Source organism: Edaphosphingomonas haloaromaticamans (assembly GCF_001853345.1).
In the GTDB taxonomy this organism is placed as follows: domain Bacteria; phylum Pseudomonadota; class Alphaproteobacteria; order Sphingomonadales; family Sphingomonadaceae; genus Sphingomonas_E; species Sphingomonas_E fennica.
This window is the reverse complement of sequence record NZ_MIPT01000001.1, coordinates 3,349,476-3,374,698: the sequence shown is the minus strand read 5'-3', so window position 1 is coordinate 3,374,698 and position 25,223 is coordinate 3,349,476. Positions and strand designations below refer to the sequence as shown.

25 protein-coding genes are annotated in these 25,223 nt (G+C 68.6%); 7 read left to right on the top strand and 18 right to left on the bottom strand.

Translation table 11 applies throughout. The annotated features are described in order from the left end of the window. Nucleotides 1-12: 12 nt before the first annotated feature. From BHE75_RS15640 to BHE75_RS15590, 11 genes are all read right to left on the bottom strand, one after another. Nucleotides 13-612, bottom strand: coding sequence for a gamma carbonic anhydrase family protein (locus tag BHE75_RS15640; protein ID WP_015457707.1), 600 nt, complete (start codon nt 610-612; stop codon nt 13-15). Then, nucleotides 612-1,763, bottom strand: coding sequence for an acetyl-CoA C-acetyltransferase (locus tag BHE75_RS15635; protein ID WP_015457706.1), 1,152 nt, complete (start codon nt 1,761-1,763; stop codon nt 612-614). Before BHE75_RS15635 ends, BHE75_RS15640 begins: the two co-directional genes overlap by 1 nt. Next, the gene (locus BHE75_RS15630; protein WP_015457705.1) at nt 1,756-2,757 is read right to left on the bottom strand and encodes an acyl-CoA dehydrogenase family protein; all 1,002 of its coding nucleotides are present in this window, start codon (nt 2,755-2,757) and stop codon (nt 1,756-1,758) included. The genes BHE75_RS15635 and BHE75_RS15630 overlap by 8 nt, the downstream gene beginning before the upstream one ends. Nucleotides 2,758-2,762: 5 nt before the next feature. After that, nucleotides 2,763-3,914 carry an acyl-CoA dehydrogenase family protein gene (locus BHE75_RS15625; RefSeq protein ID WP_070935982.1) on the bottom strand — a complete coding sequence of 384 codons (1,152 nt, stop codon included), beginning with the start codon at nt 3,912-3,914 and terminating at the stop codon, nt 2,763-2,765. A gap of 108 nt (nt 3,915-4,022) precedes the next feature. Beyond that, entirely contained in the window at nt 4,023-4,775 is a 753-nt protein-coding gene (locus BHE75_RS15620) for an enoyl-CoA hydratase family protein (protein WP_015457703.1), read from the bottom strand. A gap of 14 nt (nt 4,776-4,789) precedes the next feature. Beyond that, complete coding sequence (locus BHE75_RS15615) at nt 4,790-5,881, bottom strand: NAD(P)H-dependent flavin oxidoreductase (protein WP_070934413.1); 1,092 nt, start codon at nt 5,879-5,881, stop codon at nt 4,790-4,792. Next, on the bottom strand, nt 5,881-7,062 hold the full coding sequence (locus BHE75_RS15610) for a lipid-transfer protein (protein ID WP_015457701.1): 1,182 nt from the start codon (nt 7,060-7,062) through the stop codon (nt 5,881-5,883). The genes BHE75_RS15615 and BHE75_RS15610 overlap by 1 nt, the downstream gene beginning before the upstream one ends. Continuing rightward, complete coding sequence (locus tag BHE75_RS15605; protein WP_015457700.1) at nt 7,059-7,505, bottom strand: Zn-ribbon domain-containing OB-fold protein; 447 nt, start codon at nt 7,503-7,505, stop codon at nt 7,059-7,061. The genes BHE75_RS15610 and BHE75_RS15605 overlap by 4 nt, the downstream gene beginning before the upstream one ends. Further along, nucleotides 7,505-8,290 carry a CoA-transferase subunit beta gene (locus tag BHE75_RS15600; RefSeq protein ID WP_015457699.1) on the bottom strand — a complete coding sequence of 262 codons (786 nt, stop codon included), beginning with the start codon at nt 8,288-8,290 and terminating at the stop codon, nt 7,505-7,507. Before BHE75_RS15600 ends, BHE75_RS15605 begins: the two co-directional genes overlap by 1 nt. Before the next feature lie 13 nt (nt 8,291-8,303). Then, complete coding sequence (locus BHE75_RS15595) at nt 8,304-9,194, bottom strand: CoA transferase subunit A (protein ID WP_015457698.1); 891 nt, start codon at nt 9,192-9,194, stop codon at nt 8,304-8,306. Then, nucleotides 9,191-10,096: a VOC family protein gene (locus BHE75_RS15590; protein ID WP_015457697.1), complete on the bottom strand. Its 906-nt coding sequence runs from the start codon at nt 10,094-10,096 to the stop codon at nt 9,191-9,193. Before BHE75_RS15590 ends, BHE75_RS15595 begins: the two co-directional genes overlap by 4 nt. 331 nt (nt 10,097-10,427) lie before the next feature. Here BHE75_RS15590 and BHE75_RS15585 point away from each other — a divergent pair, with 331 nt between their 5' ends. From BHE75_RS15585 to BHE75_RS15560, 6 genes are all read left to right on the top strand, one after another. After that, nucleotides 10,428-12,836: a CaiB/BaiF CoA transferase family protein gene (locus BHE75_RS15585; protein ID WP_070934412.1), complete on the top strand. Its 2,409-nt coding sequence runs from the start codon at nt 10,428-10,430 to the stop codon at nt 12,834-12,836. Continuing rightward, nucleotides 12,833-13,279: a Zn-ribbon domain-containing OB-fold protein gene (locus BHE75_RS15580; protein WP_084653252.1), complete on the top strand. Its 447-nt coding sequence runs from the start codon at nt 12,833-12,835 to the stop codon at nt 13,277-13,279. Before BHE75_RS15585 ends, BHE75_RS15580 begins: the two co-directional genes overlap by 4 nt. After that, nucleotides 13,279-14,439 carry a thiolase C-terminal domain-containing protein gene (locus BHE75_RS15575; RefSeq protein WP_139181743.1) on the top strand — a complete coding sequence of 387 codons (1,161 nt, stop codon included), beginning with the start codon at nt 13,279-13,281 and terminating at the stop codon, nt 14,437-14,439. The genes BHE75_RS15580 and BHE75_RS15575 overlap by 1 nt, the downstream gene beginning before the upstream one ends. After that, nucleotides 14,436-15,413 (top strand): alpha/beta fold hydrolase, encoded by a 978-nt coding sequence (locus tag BHE75_RS15570; RefSeq protein WP_070934411.1) that lies wholly within the window; start codon nt 14,436-14,438, stop codon nt 15,411-15,413. Before BHE75_RS15575 ends, BHE75_RS15570 begins: the two co-directional genes overlap by 4 nt. A gap of 78 nt (nt 15,414-15,491) precedes the next feature. Beyond that, on the top strand, nt 15,492-16,790 hold the full coding sequence (locus BHE75_RS15565) for a CoA transferase (RefSeq protein ID WP_070935975.1): 1,299 nt from the start codon (nt 15,492-15,494) through the stop codon (nt 16,788-16,790). After that, complete coding sequence (locus tag BHE75_RS15560) at nt 16,784-18,154, top strand: amidohydrolase family protein (RefSeq protein WP_070935977.1); 1,371 nt, start codon at nt 16,784-16,786, stop codon at nt 18,152-18,154. The genes BHE75_RS15565 and BHE75_RS15560 overlap by 7 nt, the downstream gene beginning before the upstream one ends. On the opposite strand, the gene BHE75_RS15555 is transcribed toward BHE75_RS15560, so the two are convergent. The 7 genes from BHE75_RS15555 to BHE75_RS15525 form a co-directional block, all read right to left on the bottom strand. Then, on the bottom strand, nt 18,076-19,050 hold the full coding sequence (locus BHE75_RS15555) for an enoyl-CoA hydratase/isomerase family protein (RefSeq protein WP_070934410.1): 975 nt from the start codon (nt 19,048-19,050) through the stop codon (nt 18,076-18,078). The genes BHE75_RS15560 and BHE75_RS15555 overlap by 79 nt on opposite strands. A 5-nt stretch (nt 19,051-19,055) precedes the next feature. After that, nucleotides 19,056-19,823, bottom strand: a complete 768-nt coding sequence (locus BHE75_RS15550) for an enoyl-CoA hydratase/isomerase family protein (protein ID WP_070934409.1) — start codon at nt 19,821-19,823, stop codon at nt 19,056-19,058. Beyond that, nucleotides 19,820-20,134 carry a DUF6285 domain-containing protein gene (locus BHE75_RS15545; protein WP_070934408.1) on the bottom strand — a complete coding sequence of 105 codons (315 nt, stop codon included), beginning with the start codon at nt 20,132-20,134 and terminating at the stop codon, nt 19,820-19,822. The genes BHE75_RS15550 and BHE75_RS15545 overlap by 4 nt, the downstream gene beginning before the upstream one ends. Beyond that, the gene (locus BHE75_RS15540; RefSeq protein ID WP_070934407.1) at nt 20,134-21,162 is read right to left on the bottom strand and encodes a phosphotransferase family protein; all 1,029 of its coding nucleotides are present in this window, start codon (nt 21,160-21,162) and stop codon (nt 20,134-20,136) included. The genes BHE75_RS15545 and BHE75_RS15540 overlap by 1 nt, the downstream gene beginning before the upstream one ends. Beyond that, a complete protein-coding gene (locus tag BHE75_RS15535; RefSeq protein WP_070934406.1) occupies nt 21,143-22,156 on the bottom strand; it encodes a DUF7064 domain-containing protein in 1,014 nt (337 codons plus the stop codon). The genes BHE75_RS15540 and BHE75_RS15535 overlap by 20 nt, the downstream gene beginning before the upstream one ends. Before the next feature lie 106 nt (nt 22,157-22,262). Beyond that, the gene (locus tag BHE75_RS15530; RefSeq protein WP_070934405.1) at nt 22,263-22,754 is read right to left on the bottom strand and encodes a VOC family protein; all 492 of its coding nucleotides are present in this window, start codon (nt 22,752-22,754) and stop codon (nt 22,263-22,265) included. Further along, complete coding sequence (locus tag BHE75_RS15525) at nt 22,747-23,517, bottom strand: SDR family oxidoreductase (RefSeq protein ID WP_070934404.1); 771 nt, start codon at nt 23,515-23,517, stop codon at nt 22,747-22,749. The genes BHE75_RS15530 and BHE75_RS15525 overlap by 8 nt, the downstream gene beginning before the upstream one ends. A gap of 140 nt (nt 23,518-23,657) precedes the next feature. Here BHE75_RS15525 and BHE75_RS15520 point away from each other — a divergent pair, with 140 nt between their 5' ends. Then, nucleotides 23,658-25,220 (top strand): FadD3 family acyl-CoA ligase, encoded by a 1,563-nt coding sequence (locus tag BHE75_RS15520; RefSeq protein ID WP_070935973.1) that lies wholly within the window; start codon nt 23,658-23,660, stop codon nt 25,218-25,220. Nucleotides 25,221-25,223: the final 3 nt, after the last annotated feature.

Below are 25,223 nucleotides of genomic sequence, written 5' to 3'. Positions count from 1 at the left end.
TCCGTATCTATATCATTTGGATCGCGCGAAGCGGACCGCCCTGGCGCCGCCCGCCGGGCGCCCGCGCCCCGGCTCCATCGCGGCCAGCGGTTCGCATTCGACGAGGCCGGCCAGCGATCGGCGGGCAAGGCGGACATATTCGCCATCCTCCCCCATCCGCCAGAAAACCTTGTCCTCCGGGATTTCCTTCACGACCCTGGCGGGGTTTCCCGCGATCAGGCTGCGCGCCGGTGCCCGCATGTCCGATTTGACGAGGCTCAAGGCCCCGATCAGGCTGTCCTCGCCGATTTCCGCATCGTCCAGCACAACGCTGTTCATGCCGACCAGCACGTTGCGGCCCAGCCGGCAGCCATGGAGCACCGATCCATGGCCCACCGTGCAGCCGAACCCCACCACGCAATCGCTTTCGGACGATGTGTGGAGGGTGCAATTGTCCTGGATGCTGGCATTGCCTTCGACGACCACGCGGCCGAAATCGCCGCGCAGCGACGCGCCGGGGCCGATATAGCAGCCGGGGCCGATCACGACGTCGCCGATCAGCACCGCCGTCGGGTGCAGAAAGGTCGCCGGATCGACCACGGGCACGAGGCCCTCGAAGGCATAGACCGGCATCAGAGCCTTTCGATGATCGTCACGTTGGCGAGGCCGCCGCCTTCGCACATCGTCTGCAGGCCATAGCGGCCGCCGGTGCGCTCCAGTTCGTAGAGCAGCGTCGTCATCAGCTTGGCGCCCGTCGCGCCGAGCGGGTGGCCGAGCGCGATGGCGCCGCCATTGACGTTGACCTTCGACAGGTCGGCGTCCAGTTCCTTCGCCCAGGCGAGGACGACGCTGGCGAAAGCCTCGTTGATCTCGACCAGGTCGATGTCGGAAAGCTTGAGGCCGGTCTTTTCCAGTGCATGGCGCGTGGCCGGGATCGGCGCGGTCAGCATGAAGATCGGGCTGTCGCCACGCACCGTCAGATGATGGATGCGCGCGCGCGGCTTCAGCCCGTGAGCCTTCACCGCCTGCTCGCTGGCGACCAGCACGGCCGATGCGCCGTCCGAAATCTGGCTGGAGACGCCGGCGGTGATGAGGCCGCCCTCGCGCACGGTCTTGAGGCCCGCCAGGCCTTCCAGCGTGGTGCCGCGACGGACCGTCTCGTCCATGCGGAAATCGCCGACGGGCACGATCTGGCTGTCGAAGCGGCCTTCGTCGATGGCGCGTTCCGCCCGCGCATTGCTTTCGACCGCGAAGGCTTCCATGTCCTGCCGGCTGATGCCCCAGGTGGCGGCGATCTTCTCGGCGGCGTAGATCTGGTTCACTTCCTCGTCGCCGTATCGCGCCTTCCACGCCGGCGAGGTGGAGAAGGGCGTTTCGAAGCCCAGCGCCTGCCCGGCATACATGGCGGACGAGATCGGGATGGCGTTCATGTTCTGCACGCCGCCCGCGATCACCAGGTCCTGCGTGCCACTCATCACGCCCTGCGCGGCGAAGTGGATCGCCTGCTGGGAGGAACCGCACTGGCGATCGATGGTGACGCCGGGAATGGCCTCGCTATAGCCGGCCGCCAGCCAGGCGCTGCGGCCGATATTGCCGGCCTGCGGGCCGACGGCGTCCACGCAGCCCCACACCACGTCGTCCACCGCGTTGGGATCGATGCCGGTGCGATCGACGATCGCCTTGATCGGGATGGCTCCCAGATCGGCCGGATGCCAGCCGGCAAGGCTGCCCTTCTTCTTGCCGGTCGGCGTGCGGATGGCATCGACAATATAGGCTTCAGGCATGGATCATCTCGCTTGCGAAGGTGCGATCGGGGCCAAGGTCGATGCCGCCGCCGATCACGGCGTCATCGATACGTTTCAGGTGGAAGGCGCGGTCGCCCCAGGCGCCGGCCAGCGCCCAGGCGCGCTTCATCCAGAAATGGAGGTCGACCTCATAGGTATAACCCATGGCGCCGTGGATCTGGATCGCGGTTTCGGCCGCGAAGATCGCGGCGTCGGTGGCGGCCAGCTTGGCGTGGCTGATATGGACGGAGCCGCGGGCATGGCCGTTCTGGAGCGCATAGGCCGCCCGCCACAGCACCGGCTTGGCGAACTCCACCTTCACCGCCACCGATGCGGCGTGGTGCTTCACCGCCTGGAACGATCCGATCGGCTGGCCGAACTGCTCGCGCTGCTTGGCATAATCGACCGCCAGCGCCAGCATGCGATCGGCCGCGCCGACCAACTGGGCGGCCGCCATCAGTGCCGCAAGGTCGAGCAGCAGCGGATCGCCGCCGCCCAGATCGCCGCGCGCGGAAAGCCGGCGCAGCGGATCGACCGAATCCAGGGCGACGGGCGAGGCGGCGACGTCGGCCAGCTTGCCGTGCGAGATCACCGCGCCCGCCTGATCGAGATCGGCGACCCACGGGTTCACGTCATGGGCGAGCGCCACCTTGAGCGCGCCGCCGGCGATATCCCCCAGCCGATCGGTCTGCCCTTTGGCCGCGAGCCATGGCGCCGCGACGAAGGCGGTATCGACGATCGGCTCGCTGACATTGGCGCGGCCCAGCTCGACCGCGATCAGGGTCGCCTCGATCAGGCCCATGCCCAGCCCACCCTGGTCCTCGGGCACGAGCAGGCCGGCGAGGCCCATTTCGACGAGGCCGTTCCACACGCCGTCGTCGCGGTTGCCATGTTCGTCCAGTTTGCGCAGCAGTTCCGGCGTGTGCGTGCCTTCCAGATATTCGCGCACGCTGTCGCGCAGCGTGATCTGGTCTTCGGTGAAGCGGAAATCCATGGCGCTTACCTCGGCAGGCCGAGCAGCCGCTCGGCGATGATGTTGCGCTGGATCTCGTTCGATCCCGCATAGATCGGGCCGGAGAGCGAGAAGATATAGCCTTCCAGCCACTCGTTCATCGCGCCGTCCGCGAAGGTGCGCAGCTCCGCCGCCGCGCCGAGCAGGCTCATCGCCGTGCGGTGCATCGACCGGTCGAGTTCCGACCAGAAGATCTTGTTGAGGCTGGCCTCCGCGCCGATATGACCGCCCGCCTGGATGGTGGAGGCGACCATGTAGGTGTTGAGCGCATAGGCTTCCGCATCGGTCCAGGCCTGCGCCACCGCCTCGCGCGCGGCGGGGGCGGCATGGGCTTCGTGCTGGCGATAAAGCTCCACCAGCCGCTTCGCCGTCGCCTGGAAGCGGGCGGGGGAGCGCAGCATCAGCCCGCGTTCGAAGCCTGCCGTCGCCATCGCGACGTTCCAGCCCTCGCCTTCGCCGGCGATGCGGTTTTCCACCGGCACGCGCACTTCGTCGAAGAAGATTTCGGCGAAGCCCGTCTCGCCATGAAGCTGGCGGATCGGCCGCACGGTGACGCCGGGCGAGTCGAGCGGCAGCAGGATGAAGCTCAGCCCCTTGTGGCGCTTGCTGTCCTGATCGGTGCGGAACAGGCCGAAGCACCAGTCGGCGAAGGCCGCGCGGCTGGACCAGGTCTTCTGGCCGCTGATGACATAATGGTCGCCGTCGCGCACGGCGCGGCTGCGGATCGCCGCCATGTCCGATCCGGCGTTCGGCTCGGACCAGGCCTGCGCCCACATGATCTCGCCCTTGGCCATGGGGGTGAGGAAGCGGGCCTTCTGCTCGTCCGTGCCATATTCCATGATCGTCGGGCCGAGCAGGAAGATGCCGTTCTGGTTGGCGCGCAGCGGGGCCTTGGCGCGATAATATTCCTCCTCGAAGATCAGCCAGCGGATCAGGTCGAGGTTGCGGCCGCCATAGGCTTCGGGCCACGTCACCATGCCCCAGTTGCCGGACGCCAGCGTGCGCTCCCACTCGACATGCTGGTCATAGCCTTCGCGGCCTTCCAGCGTCTTGAGCGCGGTCTTGGGAACATGGGCTTCCATCCACGCGCGGACCTCGGCGCGGAAGGCTTGCTGTTCGGGGGTGTAATTCAGATCCATCAATTCAAATCCGTTCGTGTCGAGCGAAGTCGAGACACGTTTGCGATCCGCCTGCGGCACGTCCCTCGACTTCGCTCGGGACGAACGGGGAAAGAAAGTCAGCGGGCATCAGAACTTCGCCGCCTGGCCCTTCTCATGGACGAAGGCGTCGCGCGATTTCTGGCTGTCCTCGTGCATGTACATTTCCAGCGTGAAGCCCTGTTCCCAGCGATAGCCCTGGTCGACGTCACGCGGCTCGATGCCGTTCAGCGCCTCCTTGGCGGTGGTCAGCGCCTTGCGGCTCTTGGAGGCGATGATCGCGCAGAATTCGCGGGCCTTGGCATGCAGCTCCTCGACCGGCACGACCATCTCGACCGCGCCCAGCCGATAGGCTTCGGCGGCCGGGATGCGCCCGCCGGTGAAGAAGGCGGCGCGCACCTTCTGGATCGGGAACATGCGCTGGAGGTGGCTGGCGCCGCCCATCGCGCCGCGATCGACCTCGGGCAGGGAGAAATAGGCGTTCTCGGCGGCGATCACCACGTCGGACGCGCCGCAGATGCCGATGCCGGTGCCGATCACGAAACCCTGCACCGCGCTCACCACGGGCACCGGGCAGGTGTGGATCGCCTTGAACGTGCGGTAATTGCCCCGGTTGAGGTTTACGATCCGCTCCGGGTTCGCCTGCATTTCCTTGATGTCGGCGCCGCCGTTGAAGCCCTTGCCCACGGCGCGGATCAGGATGCAGCGCACGTCCTCGCGCTGGCCCACCTCGGCGATGATGTCCGCCAGCTCGTTCACGGTCGCGCTGTCGAGCGCATTAACCGGCGGGTGATCGACGATCACCTCGCCGATATTGTCCTCGACATGGATACGGATGGGCATTGGCTATTCTCTCCTCAGGCCGCCGCGGTCGATGCGGGGGCGGCGCCGGTCAGCGCGGCGATGCGGGCGCGGGCCTCGCTTTCGATCGATGCGATCAGCTCGGCGCAGGTCGGCAGCTTGTCGATGCGGCCGCCGACCACGCCGGTGGCGAGCAGGCCGTTCTCGATATCGCCTTCCACCACCGCCTTCTGGATCAGCGTGGGCGCGGCGGCGGCGAGCATCGCCTGCATGAAGCTCAAGCCGCCATGGCTGGTCATGCCCTTGGCCGCCGCGATCATCTCGCCCCAGCTCGCGCCGGTGCGCTTCTTCATTTCGAGCCCGCCTTCCATCGCGCGCAGCCACATGCCGATCGTGCCGGAACGCTCGATCTTGTCGAACAGGGGCGTGCGGACCATGCGCTGGGGCAGGCCGTCGATCTTCTTCGATACGATGATGTCGTCCGTGCCGGCCTTCAGATAGACGTCCTTGGCCTTCTGCGGCAGCGGGCTTTCCTGCGTCATCAGGAAGCGCGTGCCCATGGCGATGCCGACCGCGCCGAAGGCCAGCGCCGCCGCCAGCCCGCGCCCGTCCGCGAAGCCGCCGGCGGCGATCACCGGCACCTTCACCGCGTCCAGCACCTGCGGCAGCAGGATGGTGGTGGGGACGGAGCCGGTATGGCCGCCGCCTTCGCCGCCCTGCACCGTCACCATGTCGACGCCGAGTTCGACCATCTTCTGCGCATGCTTCACCGCCCCCACGGTGGGCACGCAGAGGATGCCGGCATCCTTGAAGCGCTGGATCATCTTCCGGTCCGGCCCGCGCCCGAAGCTGACGGCGCGCACCCGATCCTTGTTGGCGATGACGAGATCGACGATCTCCGCCGCGCCCGGCTGGAACATGTGGAAATTGACGCCGAAGGGCGCGGTCGTCGCCTCGCGGACCAGCTTGATCTTCTCGGCCGCTTCCCTGGGCGTCATCACCGCGACGCCGAGGAAGCCGAACGCGCCGGCATTGGTGGAGGCGATCACGAGCGGGGGCTCGGCCACCCAGCCCATCGCCGTCTGGATCACGGGCACGCTGCAGCCCAGCCGCTCGGTCAGGACCGTGGCGAGGGGATCGTAAGCCATCAGCGCTTCACGATCACCGAGGAACCGTGGCCGAACAGGCCCTGGTTCGCGGTGATTCCCACCTTGGCGCCTTCCACCTGCCGGTCCCCGGCCTGGCCGCGCAGCTGCCACGTCAGTTCGCACACCTGCGCGATCGCCTGCGCCGGCACGGCTTCCCCGAAACAGGCGAGGCCGCCCGAGGGGTTCACCGGAATGCGCCCGCCGATCCGCGTCGCGCCCGAACGGGTGAGGGCGGCCGCCTCGCCACGGGCGCACAGGCCGCAATCCTCGATCCAGTCCAGCTCCAGCGCGGTCGAAAGGTCGTAGACCTCGGCGACGGACACGTCCTCCGGGCCGATGCCGGCCTGCTCATAGGCCTTGGCCGGCAGTGCCGAACGGAAGCTCAAGGGCGCACCCGCCACCGCGCTGTCGGTGGCGAGATCGGGCATCTCGACCAGCGCCGAGGGGAAGCTCGGCGTCACGGTCGAGATGGCGGCGATGCGCACGGCATCGGCCTTGCCGATCCTGCGGGCATAATCGAGGCTGCACACGATCAGCGCGGCGCCGCCGTCGGAGGTGGCGCACACGTCCATCAGCCGCAGCGGATCGGCCACCATCGCGGATGCCGCGACATCCTCCGCCGTGAACTTCTTCCGATAGCGCGCATTGGGATTGGTGAAGCCATGCTCGGCATTCTTCACCTTCACGGCCGCGAAATCGTCCTGCGTGTCGCCGTAGATTTCCATGCGGCGGCGGGCATAGAGCGCGAAATAGGTGGGGTTGGTGATGCCCACCCGGAAACGCACCCAATCGGGATCGTCGGGGCGCTCGCCCTTGGCCGGGGCCAGGAAGCCCTTGGGCGTGGTGTCCGCGCCCACCACCAGCGCGACCTCGCAATCGCCCGACAATATCTTGGTGCGCGCGGCGGCCAGCGCCTGCGAGCCGGAGGCGCAGGCGGCGTAGGAGGTGTTCACCTCCGCCCCCTGCCAGCCCAGCGCCTGCGCGATGGTGGCGCCGGCGACATAGCCCGGATAGCCGTTGCGCACGGTGCCGCCGCCGGAAATGAAGCGCACGTCGCGCCAGTGGATGCCGGCATCCTTGATGGCGGCCTGCGCCGCCGCCACGCCATATTCGGCGAAGTTGCGGCCCCATTTGCCCCAGGGGTGCATGCCGACGCCGATGATCGCGATCTCGCCGCTCATTGGCCGGCTCCTTCGACGGGCTTCCATTTCCAGGTGAGCTTGCCCTCGGGCAGGTTCGCATCGGCTATGGTGCCCAGCACCAGCTCCATCTCGATGCCGGCCTTCAGGTCCTCGACGCCGACGCCGTCGACCACCTGACCCAGCACGACCATCTTCTCGCGATCCAGCTCCACCGCGGCGATGGCATAGGGCACGAACGGATCGGCCGCGATATAGGGCTCCGGCGGCTTGTAGCAGGCGTTGGTGAAGGACCAGAGCCTGCCCCGGCGCGACAGTTCCACCGTCTCGAACTGCGAGCTTTCGCAGTCCGGGTTGCGGCAGAAGGTTTCCAGCTTGGGGAAATAATAGGTGCCGCAGGCGGCGCAGCGCGTGCCGATCAGGTGCGGGGCCGCACCATCCAGCGTGAACCAGCCGTCGAGAACGGGAACCGTCGCTTCCGTCATCAGTCGCGCCTTCCGGGGGGATTGTCCTTCAGCATCTTGGACCGCACGTCGTTCGGATCGAGCCGCGCGATTTCCGCGAGCACCGCTGCCGACGGGCCTTCCGTCTCCGGGATCGCGCCTTCGGGGCGGACGATGTCGAAGCCGGTATTGTCCTGCACCTCATCGAAGGTGACGCCGGGATGCAGCGAAACGATGCGGATCGCGTGGTCCGGCCCGCCGAAGTCCATCACGCACAGATTGGTGATGATGACGCGCAGGTCGAGGCCGGGCGGATAGCGGCCGTTCATCTGGCGGGCCGGATTGTAGCCGGCCATGCAGACATAGTCGACCTCGCCGCCCATCAGCGCCCGCTTGTTGTGCACGGGGAAGAAGAAGCTGTTGGCGTGGCTGATCGAGTTGCCGGGGAAGCCGCGCGCGCCGAGCAGCGCCGCCTTGGGCTTCGCATGATCGCCGATCACGCTGATATTGGCCTGGCCGAACCGGTCCATCTGCACCGGGGCCACCATCGCGTGGCGCTTGCCGCTCCAGAGGTTGTTGAAGGTGCGGTCGTAAGGCGCCCAGCCTTCGATCACATAATCCTTGCCGTTGCGCGGGCCGGGCGGGATCGGCGCGTCGGCGAACCAGTTTTCGCCGTCCGAGACGATCAGGCGCGGGTTGAGCGTGGTCTTGGCCAGGCTGGCGCCCAGGCGCGGCAGGGGCGTGATGCCGGAAGCGAGGATCTCGCCGTCATTGGCCCAGGCCTTGGAGGCGGTGTGGATGATGAGTTCCGCGAGCGTATAGGTCATGGTCCCGCCTCCCTCAATAAACCGGACGGGGCGAAGCGAGCACGGCATCCGCGCCGCCGACCGCCGCCAGATAGGCATCGGCATCGACCGCAACGAACTGCTGGCGATAGGCCTCCCATGCCTCCGGCGTCTCCGCCGAGGCGACGTAGGTCTTCAGATGCTTCATATCGATCTCATAGTCGGGCTGGGCGCTCGTCGGATGGGCGCCGAACGGGGCCTCCGCCACGCCGGTCAGCACCGAACGTTCGAACAGGTTGAACCGCGCGTTGGCGCGCATGTCGAGCTCGGCTGTGGAGACGATCTTCTCCGCCGTCGCGTAGACCTCGTCGGCGGCGCGGGCGAGCAGCTCGTCGAAGAAGGGGTCCGGCGAAAGCACCAGCACATTGCCCTTCTCGTCCGAACGATGGACGTGGATCAGCGCGATATCGAGCTTCAGCGGCGGCACCGCCACCAGCTCCTCGCCATCCTCGAACGGGCTCTTCACCGTGGCGAAGCCCGGCTGCTCGATGATCGAGGTGCCGATGCCGACGCGGGTGGGCAGGAAGGGCAGCTTCATCGCCGCGCAGCGCAGCATCCAGTGCGCCATGCCCTCGTCCAGCTCCAGCACCGGCAGGCCGGCCTGGCGGGCATTCTTGAAATGCGGCTCGATCGGGATCTGGTCCATCGATGCGAAGGCGAACACCAGCTTCTTGAGCTTGCCCGAAGCGGCCAGGATGCCGATCTCGGGGCCGCCATAGGGCGCCACCAGCGTCAGGTCCTTCAGGTCCGACCGCGCGATCGCGCGGGCCAGCGCCATGGGCTTGCGGCGGGTGGCCCAGCCGCCCATGCCGATCGTCATGCCGTCCTTGATCCGGCCGACGATGTCATCGACCGTCATACGCTTGTCGAAACTCAGATCACTCACTGGCCGAAATCCCATACATGACCCCACAGATCCTCCTTGATGGTGAAGGTGGGGGTGAAATTGCTCCAGTCGGGGCGGATGCCGCCGCAGCCATATTCGATGTCGAACCCGCCCGGCGTGCGCATGTAGAAGCTCACCATCTTGTCGTTGGTGTGCTTGCCCAGCGTCGAGGAGATGTGCGTGCCGGCGGCGAGCGCGCGATCGAGCGCGATGCCCACCTCGTCCAGCGTCGCCACCTCGACCATCGTGTGCACCAGCCCCGAAGGATTGGGGAACTGGGCCAGGCCGATCACATGGTGACGCGGGCTGCCGGCATGGAGGAAATGCATGCCGATGCCGGGATCGTCCGGGCCGCCCTGCAGATAGACGCGCATCTCGTCCGAATTGGCGAAGCCGAGCAGGTCGACATAGAAAGCGCGGGTCTCGTCGATGTTTGGCGCCGGCAGCACGGCATGGCCGAAGCCCATGTCGTTGTCGCCGTCCAGCGTGATGAATCCGTCGACCGCCTGGGGCGAGATGAAGGGCGTGCCGGAAACGATGTGTCCCCAGCCGATCTCCAATGGATTGCCCGCCGGATCGACGCAGCGGAACAGATCGTGGAAGCCGCGCGCCTTGGCTTCGGCTGCGCTCGCCACCTCGACGGCGACGCCCGCATTCTTGAGTGAAGACAGGGACTTGTCCCAATCCGCGCGCGATGCGCATTCCAGCCCGGTGGCGATCAGCTTGTCCGCCTCGCCTGCTTCGATGCGGAAGCGGAAGCTGCGGTGATCCATGCGGTAGTGGAGCACGTTCTCCTGGCCCGAATCCCCCCGCATCAGCCCGACGACCGATTCGGCGTAACTCGTCCAGGCAGCGAGATCGCGGGCGCCTATGACCAGATAGGCGAGCGAATGTACCGACATGCCCCCATCACTCCTCTCTCGTCGCCGCGCTGCGGGCGACGTTCATGCCATCGGCTCTATCGGCCGTTATCGGGCATTTCAAGCGTTAGTCGTTGTCGAAAGCGCGATATGGTTGCGCATATGGTCATCTAAAATGCGGAATTGGCGCCTTGTGCGGAGTGATGATGGCCATTTGCGCGGCATTCGGCATTGACTGTTGACAGCTTGATCCATTCAAGGTGAATGTGATTCACGTTGGCGGCAAGAGGATTCCGTCAGCGCTCGCCGCGGGACATGCGCGGTGGCAGGATCCGCCTACCGCGAAAACGCGGGGGCATCAGGAGGAGAGGTTATGGCCGGCGTTCTCGACGGACTGAAAGTGCTCGATCTTTCCTGGGGCGTGGCGGGGCCGATGACGGCCATGCTGCTCGCCGACCATGGCGCCGAGGTCACCCGGATCGAACGCCCCCAGGGCGATCCCTTCGGCCAGCTCCTCGGCTACAAGGTATGGAATCGCGGCAAGCGCAGCGCCGTGTTTGATCTGAAGGACGTGGACGATCACGCGCTGTTCCTGAAGCTGGCGGCCAATGCCGACGTGCTGATCGAAAGCTTCGCGCCCGGCGTCACGAAGCGGCTGGGCATCGATCACGAGGCGCTCGCCGCCATCAATCCCCGGCTGATCTACTGCTCGATCACCGCTTATGGCGAAGGCACGCCCGATCAGGACCGCAAGGGCTATGACGCGCTGGTCGCCGCCCGCGTCGGCCTGCAATATGAACAGCGCGGCCATCCCGAAGGCGCCGTCTGGCACATGACGGGCCGGGAAAACCCCTTCATCGACGCGGCCGAGATCGATCCCGAATGGCTGCAGGGCGCCAATCGCGAAGGCCCGCTGTTCGTGGCATCGCCCTGGCCGTCGCTGGGCGCCTTCTTCTCCGCCTCCACCGGCATCGCCGCCGCCCTGTTCGCGCGCACCCGCACCGGGCGCGGCCAGAAGGTCAGCACCTCGCTGCAGCAGGGCGCGATGGCCTGCGCCTCGGGCGTGTGGCAGCGCATGGAGGAACCGGACGCCCCCGGCTTCAACACCTGGATCCTCAGCTCCAAGTCGCCCAAGGGGCATTTCCGGTGCAAGGACGGGCGCTGGGTGCATAATTGGGTGCCCAACCCGCGCTTCATCCTGAGCGCGTCGGCCGGCGAAACGCTGAACGCCACGCCCGATCTCACCGTGCAGAACGATCCCGACCGCTTCGGCATCGGGCCGGAGGAATTGCTGGTGATGGCGCATTATCAGCCGCTGCTGCAGGATGCGATCGCCAAGTTCAGCGCGGCCGAATGGGTGGAGGCCGCCCGCATCGCCGAGATGACGATGCAGGAATGCCGCCCGCTCGAGGAATCGCTCACCGATCCGCTGCTGATCGACGATCGCTGCGTCACCACCGTGAACGATCCCGATCTCGGGCCGATTAACCAGGTCGGCATCACCTATCGCCTGTCGAACAGCCAGGGCGAGGTGAAGGGGCCGGCCCATGCCCGCGGCGCGGACACCAAGGCGGTCAAGGACGAGGCGGCCGCGCTGCCCGATCCGGTTCGCCAGCCGGTCGATACCACGCCGGGCGATCCGCCGCTCAAGGGCATCCGCGTGCTCGATCTCGGCCTGGCCATCGCCGGGCCGTTCGGCTGCCAGCTCCTTGCCGATCTCGGCGCGGAGGTCATCAAGATCAATGCCTTGTGGGATACCTACTGGCATCGCAACCACATCGCCTACATGGCCAATCGCGGCAAAAGCTCGATCGCGCTGATGCTGAAGCATCCGAAGGCGATGGCGATCCTCAAGGATCTGATCGCCAGCGCGGACGTGGTGCAGCACAATATGCGCTACGACGCCGCCCAGCGGCTGGGCCTCGATTATGAGACGCTGTCGAAGGAATTTCCGCGCCTCATCTACTGCCACACGCGCGGGTTCGAGAAGGGGCCGCGCATGGGCCTTCCCGGCAACGACCAGACCGGCGCCTGCCTGTCCGGCATCCAGCATGAGGACGGGGCCGTCGCCGCCGGCGGCCGCCCGATCTGGAGCCTCACCTCGCTGGGCGATACCGGCAACGGCTTCCTCTCCGCGATCGGCATCCTCAATGCGCTGATGGAGCGGGAGAAGACCGGCCGGGGCCAGTTCGTCGATACCTCGATCGTCAACGCCTGCCTGCTCAACACCAGCTATGCGGTGGCGAAGCCCGACGGCGCGGCGGTTCCCCGCCTGCGGCTCGACAAGGACCAGACCGGCTATTCGGCGCATTACCGCCTCTATCAGGCGGCGGACGGCTGGGTGCAGGTGGCGGCGATCACGGATGCGGAAAAGCAGGCGTTCGATGGTCTCGCCGGCGGCGATCCGGTTGCCTTCTTCGCGGGCAGGGCGGTGGCCGATGCGCTGGCCGCGCTGGCGGCCGCCGGCGTGCCCGCCGAGCTTTCGGACGACACGGCATCGCTGCGCCTGTTCGACGATCCGGTGCTGCGCCAGCGCAAATGGACGACCGACTATCACGATCCGGCCGTCGGCAAGCTGGAGCAGATCGGCCTGACCTACGAGCTTTCGGGCACGCCGGGCGTGATCCAGGGGCCGCCGCTGATCGTCGGCCGCGATACGGCCAAGATCCTCGAAACGCTCGGCTATGACGATGCCGGGATCGATGCGCTGGCGGCCGAGGGCGCGATCGCCTGCGATCCGCCCCGCGCCACCCAGCAGCAGATGCGGAGCCCTTGGCAATGAATGCGGAGCCCCTGGCGATGAGCGGCGATACCAATCCCAACCCCCACCGTCCTGATCCGATCATGACGGTGGATGGCGCGCCTTTCTGGCGGGCCGCCAACGAAGGGCGCTTCGTCGCGCAGAAATGCGGCGGCTGCGGCCGGCTGTGGCACCCGCCGCGCGCGATCTGCCCCGATTGCCTCAGCAAGGACCGGCAGGAGCAGGAGCTTTCCGGCCGCGGCACGGTGGTGAGCTGGGTGATGCCCGTCCACCCGGCGGCGTTCGGCTTCAACGAGCCGCCGATCGTGGCGCTGGTGGAGGTGGAGGAGGGGCTCCGCTTCGTCACCAATGTCGAAGGCGTGCCGGCGGAGCAGATGCGGATCGGCATGAAGGTGGAGGTGGGCTTCGCCACCACCAGCGGCGGCAATCGCATCCCCGTCTTCCATCCCGCGAAGGAGGCCTGATGATGGTCGATCGCAATGCCCAGGCCGCGATCGTCGGCATCGGCCAGACGGAATTTTCCCGTAATTCGGGCCGTTCGGAACAGCAGCTGATGGCGGAGGCGGTGCTCGCCGCGCTCGACGATGCCGGCCTTTCGCCCAAGGATGTGGACGGCTGCCTGACCTTCGATCTCGACAATTCGGACGAGGTCGATCTGATGCGCAACCTCGGCGTGGAGGAGATCAAATATACGCTCCGCACGCCGCAGGGCGGGGCATCCTCCGTCACCACGCTGGTCCATGCCAAGAAGGCGGTGGAATCGGGTTTCTGCGACGTGATGGTCGTATGGCGCGCGATGAACGAGCGTTCGGCCTATCGTTTCGGCCAGCCCAACCTCAACATCCAGCCCAGCGGCCGCAGCAGCACCTTCATCGAATGGTGCTTCCCTTATGGCGCGCAGACGCCGGCGGTGTGGGAAGCGCTGTCGTGCGCGCCCTATATGAACCGCTACGGCGTCACGTCCGAGGATCTCGGCCGCATCGCGGTGCTGTTGCGCAGCAATGCCGCGACCAACCCGATCGCCTGGTTCCACGGCAAGCCGATCACGCTGGAGGATCACCAGAATTCCAAGTGGATCGTGGCGCCTTGGCTCCACCTGCTCGATTGCTGCCAGGAATCGGATGGCGGCGTGGCGCTGGTGATCGCGCGGGCCGATCGCGCGCGGGATACCAAGAACAAGCCGGCGCGCATCCTGGGCGCGGAATATGCCTTCCTCAAGAATCACGAGATCATATCGGATTATTATGAGGGCGACCTGACCGAGCTTGCCGTGTCGCAGCGGGTGACGGAGCGGTTGACCAAGGCCGCCGGCATCGCGCCGCGCGAAACCAACGTCGCGATGATCTACGACAATTTCACGCCGCAGATCCTGCGCCAGACCGAGGGCTTCGGCTTTTGCGGGCGGGGCGAGGCCAAGGATTATATCCGCGACGGCCATATGAACCTCGACGGCCGCACGCCGCTCAGCCCCAATGGCGGGCTGATGGGCGAGGCCTATATCCACGGCATGAACAACATCACCGAAGGCGTCCGCCAGCTGCGCGGCACGGCCGCCAACCAGGTGAAGAATGTGGAGACGGTGTTCTGCGCCTCCGGCGTCGCGGGCGCGATCCTGGGGCTATGACGGCGGTGGCCGCCTCCCGCGCCGCACCGCGCCACGCCGTGCATGTGCTCAGGGTGGACGTGGGGGAGATCGCGCCGGGCGCGGGGGCGATCGAGCTGGCGCTCGACCTCCATGTCCCCTCCCGGCTGGCGGATCGGCCGCTGCTCTTCTGGTGCGTGCCGGGCGGCGGGGTCGCGCGCGGCTATTATGATCTCCACGATCCGCAAAATCCGGATGACGAGGCGTTCAGCCTCGCCGCCGCCCTGGTCGCGGCCGGGCATGTCGTCGTGGCGATCGATCCCGTGGGCGTGGGGGACAGCACCCAGCCGGAGGATGGCTATGCGCTGACTACCGAGGCGGTGGCGCAGGGGAATATCCGCGCGCTGGCCGATATCCGCGGCCGGCTGGCGGAAGGCGGGCTGGGCGGCCTGCCGCCGCTGCCCGGCCTGCCGGTGATCGGCACCGGCCATTCGGCGGGCGCGATGATCAGCGCGGTGCATCAGGTGGCGTCCCCCGATTTCACGGCGATGCTGCTCTTCTGCTTCGGCACCACGGGCCTGCCCGAATATCTGGATGACGATCTGCGCGCCGCCCTGGAAACGCCCGATGGCGGCCGTTCCCGCGTGGTCGAATTCGCCAGGGTCCGCTTCGGTGCGCAGCCCTATCTGCCGGCCCCCCGGCATGAGAAGGATACGCCCGCCGGCCGCGCGCTGCGCGAGGTGATGAACAATGTGCTCGCCAATATCGGCATGCACGCGATGATGCCCGGCAATGTCCGCGAGGAGCTGGGCGCGATCGGCGTGCCAGTGTTCCTTTCGGTGGGCGAAAGGGACATGACCGGCCCGCCGCACCTGCTGCCGGCGGATTATGCCCGCTGCCCCGATTTCACGCTGCATGTGGTGCCGACATCCGGCCATCACGTGTTCGTGGCGCCGGAGACGGACCGCCTGTATCGCCGCATCCTCAACTGGGTGGACGGGGTGGTCCCGTCCTGACGCCTTGGCGGGCGACGGAGAAGGCGCAAATCCGGGCTGGCTCCGGCGCACGGGCGGCGGCATGATCCGTTGGTGACGATGCCGCCTTCTCCCGCCGATCTCGCCCGCCGGCTGCTCGTCGATTGCGATTGTCCCCTGCCGGTGCCGGACGGGGGCGGGGACCATCCCGCGCTTGCCTGGCGCCGTGCCGGACTGATGGCGGCGACGGGGCGCGAAGACGGTCCTGCGTTGATGTGCCCGGCGGCGTTGACGCTTTCGGCCGATGCCGCCCTGCTGGCGCTCGCCGCGCTGGCGCCGCCCGATGCGCCGCTCCCCCCCCATGGCGCGCTGCTGCTCGGCGAGCGGGCGCGGCTGATGGGGTTGCAGCGGGGCGGCGCGATGTCCGCCAACCGTTCCTGCCGGCTGATCGCGGCCGCCGATGGATATTTCGCCCTCAATCTCGCGCGGGAGGAGGATCGGGATCTGTTGCCGGCGTGGCTGGAGGCGGATGCCGATGGCTGGGATGGCGTCGCGCGCGAGGCGCGGCTTCGGCCCGCCGCCGATCTCGTCGCGCGCGGGATCGAGATGGGCCTGCCGATCGCGCTCGCCGCCGCGCCCCAACCGGCTCCGGCGCCCTGGCTTCGCAGGAGGGGGGCCGGCCCGATCAGGGCAGCCGGGGGAAATCGCCCCTTTGTCGTCGATCTCGCGCCGCTCTGGGCCGGGCCGCTCGCCGGATCGCTGCTGGCGATGCTCGGCGCCGATGTGGTGAAGGTGGAAAGCCTTGCCCGGCCGGACGGCGCGCGGCTGGGCCATGCCGGCTTCTTCGATCTGCTGAATGGCGGCAAGCGCGGCGTGGCCCTCGATTTCCGATCCGGGGAGGGGCGGGCCGCGCTGCGCCGGCTGGTCGCGCGGGCCGATATCGTCATCGAAGGATCGCGGCCGCGCGCGCTGGCGCAACTGGGCGTGGACGCGGACGAGGCCGTGGCGAATGGCGCCATCTGGGTTTCGATCACGGCCTATGGGCGCGAAGGGGCGGCCGCCGATCGCGTCGGTTTCGGCGACGATGCGGCGGTGGCGGCGGGCCTCGCGCAGGCGATGGCGGCCGGCTGGGGCGAGCCGATGTTCGCGGGCGATGCCATCGCCGATCCGCTGACGGGGCTGCACGCGGCGCTGGCCGCCTGGGCCGCCTGGCGCCGGGGTGAGGCCGGGCTGATCGCCCTGTCGCTTGCCGGGACCACCGCGCACGCGATGCGGGCCGGTATCGCGCAAGGCGACCTGCTGGCGGAATGGCAGGCGATGGCGGAGCGGGACGGCGCGCCGCTCTATCCGCCGCGCGCGCCCTTCGCGCCGGCGCGCGCGCTGGGGGCGGATACGGCGGCGGTGCTGGCATCATGCTGATCCGGGACGCGGAGCTGGACGGCGTAAGGGTCGACCTGCGGCTCGCCGGCGGCCGGATCGCGGCGATCGCACCGTCTCTTGCGCCCGCGCCGGAGGAGGCCGTGATGGAGGCCGGCGGCGCGGCGGTCCTGCCGGGGCTCCACGATCATCATATCCACCTGAACGCCGCCGCCGCCGCGCTGGCCTCGCTGCGCTGCGGGCCGCCCGACATCGCTTCGCTGGACGATCTGGCCGCCCGCTTGCGGGCCGCGCCCGGCACCGGCTGGCTGCGCGGCATCGGCTATCATGACAGCATCGGCCGGATCGACCGCGCCTGGCTCGACGATTATGGGCCGGACCGGCCGATCCGGATCCAGCATCGCGGCGGGCGGATGTGGGTGCTGAACAGCCGGGCGATGGACCTGCTCGATGGCGGGCCGGCAGATGGCCGCCTGGTGGATGGCGATGCCTGGCTCGCCGCGCGGCTGCCCCGGAACCCGCCGGACCTGCGGCCGCTGGGCGATCTGCTCGCCAGCTACGGCGTGACCGGGGTGACCGAGGTGACGCCGCGCAACGATGCCCGCGATTGGGCGCGCTATCGCGAGGCCGGTCTGCGGCAGCGGCTGCTGGTGATGGGCACGCGCGCGCTGGACGGGCTGGAAGGCGCAGGAGCGCTGAAGCTCCATTATCACGATCATGACCTGCCGGGGCTGGACGCGCTGGCCGCCGAGATCGCCGGCGCGCACGGCGCCGGCCGGCCGGTCGCCGCGCATTGCGTGACGCTGGCGGAACTGATGCTGACGCTCGCGGCGATCGAGGCGGCGGGGCCGATGCGCGGCGACCGGATCGAGCATTGCGGCGTGGCTCCGCCCGAGGCGATCGACTGGATCGCGCGGCTGGGGCTGACGGTGGTGACGCAGCCTCACTTCGTGGCGGAAAGGCAGGCGGCCTACCGCGCCGAGGTGGCGGCGGCGGACCGGCCGTTCCTCTATCCGCTGCGATCGCTGCTGGCCGCCGGCATCCGCGTGGCGGCGGGCAGCGACGCGCCGTTCGGTGGCATCGATCCCTGGGTGGCGATGGCGGCGGCGGTCGCGCGGCCCGAAGGGCTGGGGCCGCAGGAAGCGGTGACACCGGAACGGGCGCTGGCGCTGTTCACCGGCCGTCCTGACGATCCCGGCGGCCCGGCCCGGCGGTTGGCGGTGGGCGAGCCGGCGGACCTTTGCCTGATCGATCGGCCATGGGCCGCGGCGCGCGCCGGTCTGGCGGCGGTGCGGGCGCGGGCGACCTGGGTGGGGGGCGCGGTGGCCTATTCCACGATCGCGTCCACCAGCCCCCAGTCGTGCGCGGCCGCGGCGGAAAGGCGGCGCATCGACAGCGCGAGATAGGCGGTGCGCTGCCGGCCGATGCGGCGCGGCAGGCTGGTGGTGCCGCCGGCGCCGGGGATCAGGCCATATTTCAGCTCGGGAAGCTGGAACCAGGCATCGGGCGTCGCGGTCAGATGCCGGGCGAAGGCGGCGATCTCCAGCCCGGCGCCGATCGCGGCGCCATGGACGTGGACGGAGAGGCGATCGGCCAGCCGGGCGATGCGGCGGGCGGGCAGGCGGAGCGAGCGGACCCAATGCGCGGTGGCGGGATCGGCGGCCAGCCCGAATTCGGCCACCTCGCCGCCCGTCGAAAAGGCGCGGCCTGCGGCGGTGAGGCGAACGGCGGGCGCATCGGGATCGAGCAGGGCGATATCCAGCGCCTCGCACAGGGCGTCGCGCATCTCGGCGTCGATGGCGTTGAGGGTTGCGGGGCGGTTGAGGCGCAGGCCCATGCCGGTTTCGGTATATGAAATTTCGACCGGGGCGGGCTGGTTGGCGGGCTTCCGTTCTATGCGGGGGAAGCTCAAGCGCCTGAATTCGGGGCCTTGCTGAAGGGTGGCATAAGCGAAGCTTTCCGCCGTGAGCGCGGATTCCAGCGGGAGGCCGGCGCTGGCGCGCAGATGCTGGACGAGGACCATCGCCGCGATCGGCGCGGCGGCGACGTTGCGGGCGATGGGGCCGAGCTGGTCGGCATCGTCCAGCACGACATCGCAGGCGAGGTCGAGCGGGCCGGCGCCGATGCCGATCACCGGGCAGGGCAGGTGCGCGAGCCACGGGCCGAGCGCGGGATCTGCATCGGCGAGCGCGAAGGCGATCAGCGGGCGGGGGCTGTCCGGCCCGAATTCCTCCGGCATCGGCTGGCGCGCGGCGAGGGCCGCGAGATCGGCCGGTGAGAGGATATCGGCCGGGGCGGGCACGGAACCTAGCCAGCCTTGGCGAAGAAGGCGTCGAGCGCGGCCTGCACCGCCGGCTGGCCGGCCGCGTGCGCGATGCCGCCGGCCTCGATCGCAAGCTGATCGGCCAGGCCGTTGCCGGGGCTGGCGTGAAGCTGGCGCTTGAGCACGGCGAGCGCATCGCCCGGCAGCGCCGCGAGCGTGGCGGCGATGCGATCCGCCTCGGCCGCCAGCGCGTCATCGGCGACGACGCGCGCGACGAGGCCCAGCGCCAGCGCGTCCTCCGCCGACAGGACGGGGCTCAGCGCCATGATCTCGAACGCCTTCTGCCGGCCGACGAGGCGGGGGAGGAACCAGCTTGCGCCGCCATCGGGGGTGAGGCCGGACTTGAGATAGGCGGAGACGAGCTTCGCGGATCGCCCGGCGATGGCGAGATCGGCGCCAAGCACGAGGCTGAAGCCGCCGCCCGCCGCGGTGCCGCCCAGCGCCACCACCAGCGGCGCGGCGGCCGCCTGCAACCGTTCGATGCCGAGATGGAAGGTGGAGGCCATTTCAAGGACATGGCGTTCGGCGCGATGCCGTTCGGCCACCATTTCGGCAAGGTCGCCGCCGACCGAGAAGACCGGGCCGTCGGCGCGCATCAGGGTGACGCGGACGGACGGATCGGACTGGATGTCGAGCGCGGCGGTGGCGAATTCACGCAGGAAGGCGATGTCGATCGCGTTGCGGCGCTCGGGCGCGGAGAAGCTCAGCCGGGCGACGCCATCGGCGATGGCGAGCGAGATGCGGGCGGTCATGACGGGCGATGCTCCGGTGCGAGATGATCGGGCTTGGCGATGGCGACGCGGGCGATGGTGCGATCGAGCACATGGGCGAACACGGCATCCCAATCGCCGTCGCGATCGCCCCGGCGGATCGCGGCGGCCAGCGCCGCCTCATCCTCGTCCGCCAGCGGCTTTCCGCGCAGCTCGCGCTCGACCATGGCGAGGATGTGGGTGCAGACGAGCGCCTGATAGCGATCGCCGCCATCCAGCCTGGGGCCGATGCCCTTCAGGAAATCGGCGACGACATCGACGAGATCGGCGGTGGAAGGGCGATAGTGGCGCATCAGTCATATTTTCCCGAAAGCGTCATCAGCAGATCATATTCCATCATCGCCGTGTTGCGGCCGCAGACGGCATAGGCCGGGGATCGGCGGCCGCGTTCGAAGCCGTGGGCCTGGAGGATGTTGTACATGGCCCAGCGCACCAGCCCATAACGTTCCCACCAGCGCAGCTCCTCCGCATCGAGGCGCGGGCCGCCGGCATCGGCATAAGCGGCGATCAGCTCGTCGCGCGCGCCGAAGCCGCCGGCATGGCGGGCCGGCTGGCCGAAGCGCCAGGATCGGGTGCAGAGCCAGCCCAGATCCTCCACGCCCGATCCGAAATGGGTGCATTCCCAATCGAGCAGCGCCGCCAGCCCGGCATCGCCGACCATGAAGTTGCCGTTGCGGAAATCGCCGTGGACGAGCGCGCGGGGGCGTTCCGGCGGGCGATGGGTTTCCAGCCAGCGCAGGCCCAGCTCCAGCGCCGGATGCGGCTCCCCGAGCGCGTCGATGCGCAGCCGCATGGCGGCGACGGGATCGCCGCTTTCGGGAATATCGCCCAGGAAGGCGAGCGGATGGCCGGCGGCCGCTCCTCCCGCGGCGGGCACCGGCAGCGCGTGCAGCCGGGCGGCGGCGGCGGCGATCTGGCGGAGCAGGCCCGCCGGATCGGGGCGCTCCAGCAGGCGGCGCGGCATGGTTTCGCCCGATACGAAGGCGGTGACGAAGCCGGGGCCGAGCGCGTCGGCGGCGTCATATTCGAAGACGGGCTCCGGCACCGGCACGCCGGCGGCATGGACATGGGCCATGATCGCGAACTGCCGCGCGGGCGACAGGAAGGGGTTGGCCTCCCCGCCGAAGGTTTCCTCCCGCGAGACGAGCCGGCGGCGCGCGTTGCCGTCCACCAGATCGAACAGCAGGGTGCGGTTCGATCCGCCGAGCGTGGCCTGGACGATATTGTCCACCCCCGCGCCCGCGCCGAAGCGGCGGCGGACGGCGGCGGTCAGCGCCTCGGCTGGATCGGCGGGGGCGGGATCAGAGAGGGTAGCCGGCAAGGGAGCCGTCCTCCGCCACGCGCTCGATATATTCGGTCATGCCGTATCCGGTCACGCCATCCCAGGTGAAGCGGCTATGGCCCTCGGCGATGCGGCTCAGCAGCGTGCGGCCGCCTTCTTCCCGCCGATTGCGCAGCGGCGCCATCGATAGCACCTCCACCCGGATATCCGCCGTCAGGCCGGTCTCCGTGCGCACGACGATGCGCGCGGCGGCGGGATCGCGATTGGCATCCCATTCGGTGATCGCGTCGAAATCGGTGATCTCGTGATAGGCGCCGTCGACCAGCAGCACGCCCGATCGGCGGGTGCGGCCGCTTTCATCGGCGATGCGGTGGATCATCAGGCCCCGGCCATCGGGGAAGGCCGCCAGGAACAGCCGATACCAGACGATGTTGGTCCACCAGCGCGGCCCCCAGCTATGGTCGCGCCAGCCATGGCCGGAAATGGCGAAACGTTCGCCGCCGATGGTGATGTGGCCGGTCGCGCGCGTATGCTGGTTGAAATGGCCGAGCGAGAAATCGCGGCCATACATGGTCGGCACGTCGTCGCGCACCGGCTCCCCGCCATGCTGGGGGGATATGGTTTCGAGCTGCCATTCCACCGTGCAGGGGAAGCGCGGGGCCGAGGCGAACAGCCTTTGCGGTTCGCGCAGATCATCGGGATCGGTGACGATCATCACCTCGCCCGCATAATGCGCGTCGAGCCTGCGCATCGGCTCCACCACGTCGAAGCGGAGGCCGCCGGCATCGAAGGCGTCATTGCCGGCGATGCGCGGGCGGGCGAACTGCACGGCGATGCGGCCGTCGGGAAGGTAGAGGCAGACGGAAAGCTCGGCCCGCCCCTCATTCACCCGGTTGCCCAGCCGCATCCAGCCGCCGATGCCGGTGCCGTCGTCGAAGGCGTTCACATAGACGCTCTCGTTGAAATTGGGCTCCGGCCCTGCGGGGTGGGGATATTCGTCGGCCGGATCGAGCCGGAAATCGGCGGGGTTCATGAGGCTTCCTCGGGTGATTATGTTCTGTCTCCGCCATGTCCGCGACGGCGGCCATGGTGAATCATATTCATCTTAGACGCGGCCCGGCATGTCCGCCAAGCCCGGATCATGCCTCGAGCGGCTGATAAAGCTCCACCCGGAAGCCATCGGGATCGATCAGATAGGTCACGCGGCCCCAGAAGAGCGGGTTGGGCGATGTGGTGATCGGCGGCGAGACGAAGCGGTGGCCGCGCGCCGAAAGATCGGCGTAGAGCGCGTCCACATCCTCCACCACCACCGCGAAATGGGCGGCGCCGGCATTGCCGTTGGCCGGGTCCACCACCGTGCCGCCATTGGTATATTCCAGCAGCTCGATCAGCTGGTCCCGCCGGCCGAAATCGAGGAAGGCCTGCCGTACCGAGCAGCCGGGATAGCCGGTGACCTTGCCGAGGCCGGGGCCGGTGCGGTCCCAGGGGCCGTGCACCGCCACATCGAAGATCGATGTGTAGAAGGCGATCGAGCGATCCAGATCGGCGACGGTGAGGCCGACATGGTTGAGCGCGGCGATGCGGGCGCGGGGGGCGGCCGGCCTGCTTGCCTCGGACTTTGCCTCAGACAAGGCCGTTGGCCTTGAGGATCGAGAAGAAGGGCGGCACCTCGCCCCCGCCGTCCACTTCCCACGCGGCGCCGTTGACATAGCCGGCATGGTCGGACGCCATGAACAGGCAGGCGGACGCGATATCCTCCCCGGTGCCCAGCCGGCCGATCGGCTGGTTGGCGATGATCGCCTGCTGGATATCGTCCGATCCGTAGGTGGCGGCGGCATCCTCCGTGCCGATCAGCCCCGCGATGATCGCGTTCACCCGGATCTTGGGCGCCCATTCCTGCGCCAGGCTGCGGGTGAGGCCGATCAGGCCGGTCTTGGCGGCGGCATAGGCGGCGGTGCCGGGCGAGGGGCGGATGGCCGAGACGCTGGCGATGTTGATGATGGATGTCTGGCCGGGCGCCTTGACCAGCCAGTCATAGGCGGCGCGGCTGACATGCAGCGGCGCCAGCAGGTTGAGCGCGATGATCGATTCGGAAAAGCGCGGGCTGGCCTTCGCGGCATCCACCTGCGGCGATCCGCCGGCATTGTTGACGACGATGTCGACATGGCCATGCTCGGCCCCGATCGCGTCCAGCATCGCCTGCACCTGATCGGCCTTGCGTACGTCGCAGGCGTGGAAGGCGGCGGGAATCGGCTCTTCCGGCGGATTGCGGCCGCAGGTGACGACCTTCGCGCCCACATCCGCGAAGGCCTGCACGATATCGCGGCCGATGCCGCGGCTGCCGCCCGTTACCAGCACCACCTTGTCGTCGAAGCGCAGACGCCGCTCGGCCAATTTCTTCTCCCCCCACCTTACCGGGTTTCGTTGACAATGGAATCACGATAGATGAAGCGAAGCGGCAAGCAACAGGCAATATGCGTAGAGAATGTCGTAAGGGGCTACGCATATCGAAGAAGAGGGTGGAAGAGGTGCTGATGGAGACGATACCCGGCGTCGCGCGCGAGGCCGCGGCCCGATTCGGCGACAAGGCCGGCGTGGTCGATGGCGAGCGGACGATCAGCTTCGCCGCCCTCTGGGAAGCGATCCGCAAGGCGGCGGCCGGCTTCATCGCCGCCGGGCTGGAAAAGGGCGATCGCGTCGCCATCTGGGCGCCCAACCGGCTCGACTGGATCGTGGGCGCGGTGGGCGCGCAGGCGGCGGGCTGCGTGGTCGTGCCGCTCAACACCCGGCTGAAGGGCGGCGAGGCGGCCTTCATCCTCAACCGCGCGCGGGCGCGCTGGGTGCTGACCGTCGATAATTTCATCGGCAACGATTATCGCGCGATGCTGGCGGCGGAGGACTTGCCGCACCTGGAGCGCGTCATCACCTTCGGCCCCGAATGGGATGCCTTCCTGGCCGCCGCCACCCCCGATGCCGGCACGGATGCCCGCATCGACGCGGTGACGCCCGAAGACCCCAGCGACATCATGTTCACATCCGGCACGACCGGCGATCCCAAGGGCGTTATCAGCGGCCACGGGCAGACGTGCCGCACCTTCCGCATCTGGACCCAGTCGGTGGGGCTGCGGGACGATGACCGCTACCTGATCGTCAACCCCTTCTTCCACAGCTTCGGCTACAAGGCGGGGTGGCTGCCCTGCCTGATGACGGGCGCGACCATCTATCCGCTGGCTACGCTGGACGTGCCGAAGCTGGTGGACCTGGTTTCCGCCCACCGCATCACCATGCTGCCGGGGCCGCCCGCCATCTTCCAGACGATCCTCGCGACCGACATCGGCGGGGCGGACCTGTCCTCGCTGCGGCTTTCCATCACCGGCGCCGCATCGATCCCGCCGGCGCTGATCGAACGGATGCGCAAGGATATCGGCATCGAGACGGTGCTGACCGGATATGGCCTGACGGAAACCTGCGGCACCGTCTCCCTTTCCGACGCGCATGATCCGGCGGACGTCGTCGCGCGGACGTGCGGCAAGCCGATCCCCGGCATCGAGGTGCGCATCGCCGACGGCGATGGCCGCATCCTGCCCGCCGGGGAGGAGGGCGAGGTGCAGGTGCGCGGCTTCAACGTGATGATCGGCTATTTCGAGGATCCGGAGGGCACGGCCGAGGCGATCGACGCCGAGGGCTGGCTCCACACCGGCGACGTCGGCCGCTTCGACGAGGACGGGCGGCTGATGATCACCGACCGGATGAAGGACATGTATATCTCCGGCGGGTTCAACTGCTATCCGGCGGAGATCGAGAAGATCCTGCAGAAGCACCCCGATATCGCGCTTGCCGCCGTGATCGGCGTGCCGGACGAGCGGATGGGCGAGGTGGGCAAGGCCTTCGTCATCCCCGTCGCCGGCGCGCACCCCGATCCGGCGGAGATCTGCGCCTGGGCCAAGGCCAACATGGCCAATTACAAGGCACCCAGGAGCGTGGAGGTGGTGGAAAGCCTGCCGCTCAACGCATCGGGCAAGGTGCAGAAGTTCGCGCTGAAGGACCGGGTGAAGGCGGAGGCGGCCCCGGCCGGGGGCGTGGCCGCGGGCGCCTGAGCG

What these genes read in the sequence shown, in the direction of transcription:
- BHE75_RS15635 (WP_015457706.1), bottom strand. Translation starts at nt 1,763, where the DNA reads ATGCCTGAAGCCTATATTGTCGATGCCATCCGCACGCCGACCGGCAAG.
- BHE75_RS15560 (WP_070935977.1), top strand. Translation starts at nt 16,784, where the DNA reads ATGCTGATCCGGGACGCGGAGCTGGACGGCGTAAGGGTCGACCTGCGG.
- BHE75_RS15610 (WP_015457701.1), bottom strand. Translation starts at nt 7,062, where the DNA reads ATGAGCGGCGAGATCGCGATCATCGGCGTCGGCATGCACCCCTGGGGC.
- BHE75_RS15520 (WP_070935973.1), top strand. Translation starts at nt 23,658, where the DNA reads ATGGAGACGATACCCGGCGTCGCGCGCGAGGCCGCGGCCCGATTCGGC.
- BHE75_RS15630 (WP_015457705.1), bottom strand. Translation starts at nt 2,757, where the DNA reads ATGGATTTCCGCTTCACCGAAGACCAGATCACGCTGCGCGACAGCGTG.
- BHE75_RS15575 (WP_139181743.1), top strand. Translation starts at nt 13,279, where the DNA reads ATGATGGTCGATCGCAATGCCCAGGCCGCGATCGTCGGCATCGGCCAG.
- BHE75_RS15640 (WP_015457707.1), bottom strand. Translation starts at nt 612, where the DNA reads ATGCCGGTCTATGCCTTCGAGGGCCTCGTGCCCGTGGTCGATCCGGCG.
- BHE75_RS15580 (WP_084653252.1), top strand. Translation starts at nt 12,833, where the DNA reads ATGAATGCGGAGCCCCTGGCGATGAGCGGCGATACCAATCCCAACCCC.
- BHE75_RS15605 (WP_015457700.1), bottom strand. Translation starts at nt 7,505, where the DNA reads ATGACGGAAGCGACGGTTCCCGTTCTCGACGGCTGGTTCACGCTGGAT.
- BHE75_RS15545 (WP_070934408.1), bottom strand. Translation starts at nt 20,134, where the DNA reads ATGCGCCACTATCGCCCTTCCACCGCCGATCTCGTCGATGTCGTCGCC.
- BHE75_RS15565 (WP_070935975.1), top strand. Translation starts at nt 15,492, where the DNA reads ATGCCGCCTTCTCCCGCCGATCTCGCCCGCCGGCTGCTCGTCGATTGC.
- BHE75_RS15620 (WP_015457703.1), bottom strand. Translation starts at nt 4,775, where the DNA reads ATGCCCATCCGTATCCATGTCGAGGACAATATCGGCGAGGTGATCGTC.
- BHE75_RS15570 (WP_070934411.1), top strand. Translation starts at nt 14,436, where the DNA reads ATGACGGCGGTGGCCGCCTCCCGCGCCGCACCGCGCCACGCCGTGCAT.
- BHE75_RS15615 (WP_070934413.1), bottom strand. Translation starts at nt 5,881, where the DNA reads ATGGCTTACGATCCCCTCGCCACGGTCCTGACCGAGCGGCTGGGCTGC.
- BHE75_RS15550 (WP_070934409.1), bottom strand. Translation starts at nt 19,823, where the DNA reads ATGACCGCCCGCATCTCGCTCGCCATCGCCGATGGCGTCGCCCGGCTG.
- BHE75_RS15535 (WP_070934406.1), bottom strand. Translation starts at nt 22,156, where the DNA reads ATGAACCCCGCCGATTTCCGGCTCGATCCGGCCGACGAATATCCCCAC.
- BHE75_RS15600 (WP_015457699.1), bottom strand. Translation starts at nt 8,290, where the DNA reads ATGACCTATACGCTCGCGGAACTCATCATCCACACCGCCTCCAAGGCC.
- BHE75_RS15625 (WP_070935982.1), bottom strand. Translation starts at nt 3,914, where the DNA reads ATGGATCTGAATTACACCCCCGAACAGCAAGCCTTCCGCGCCGAGGTC.
- BHE75_RS15590 (WP_015457697.1), bottom strand. Translation starts at nt 10,096, where the DNA reads ATGTCGGTACATTCGCTCGCCTATCTGGTCATAGGCGCCCGCGATCTC.
- BHE75_RS15585 (WP_070934412.1), top strand. Translation starts at nt 10,428, where the DNA reads ATGGCCGGCGTTCTCGACGGACTGAAAGTGCTCGATCTTTCCTGGGGC.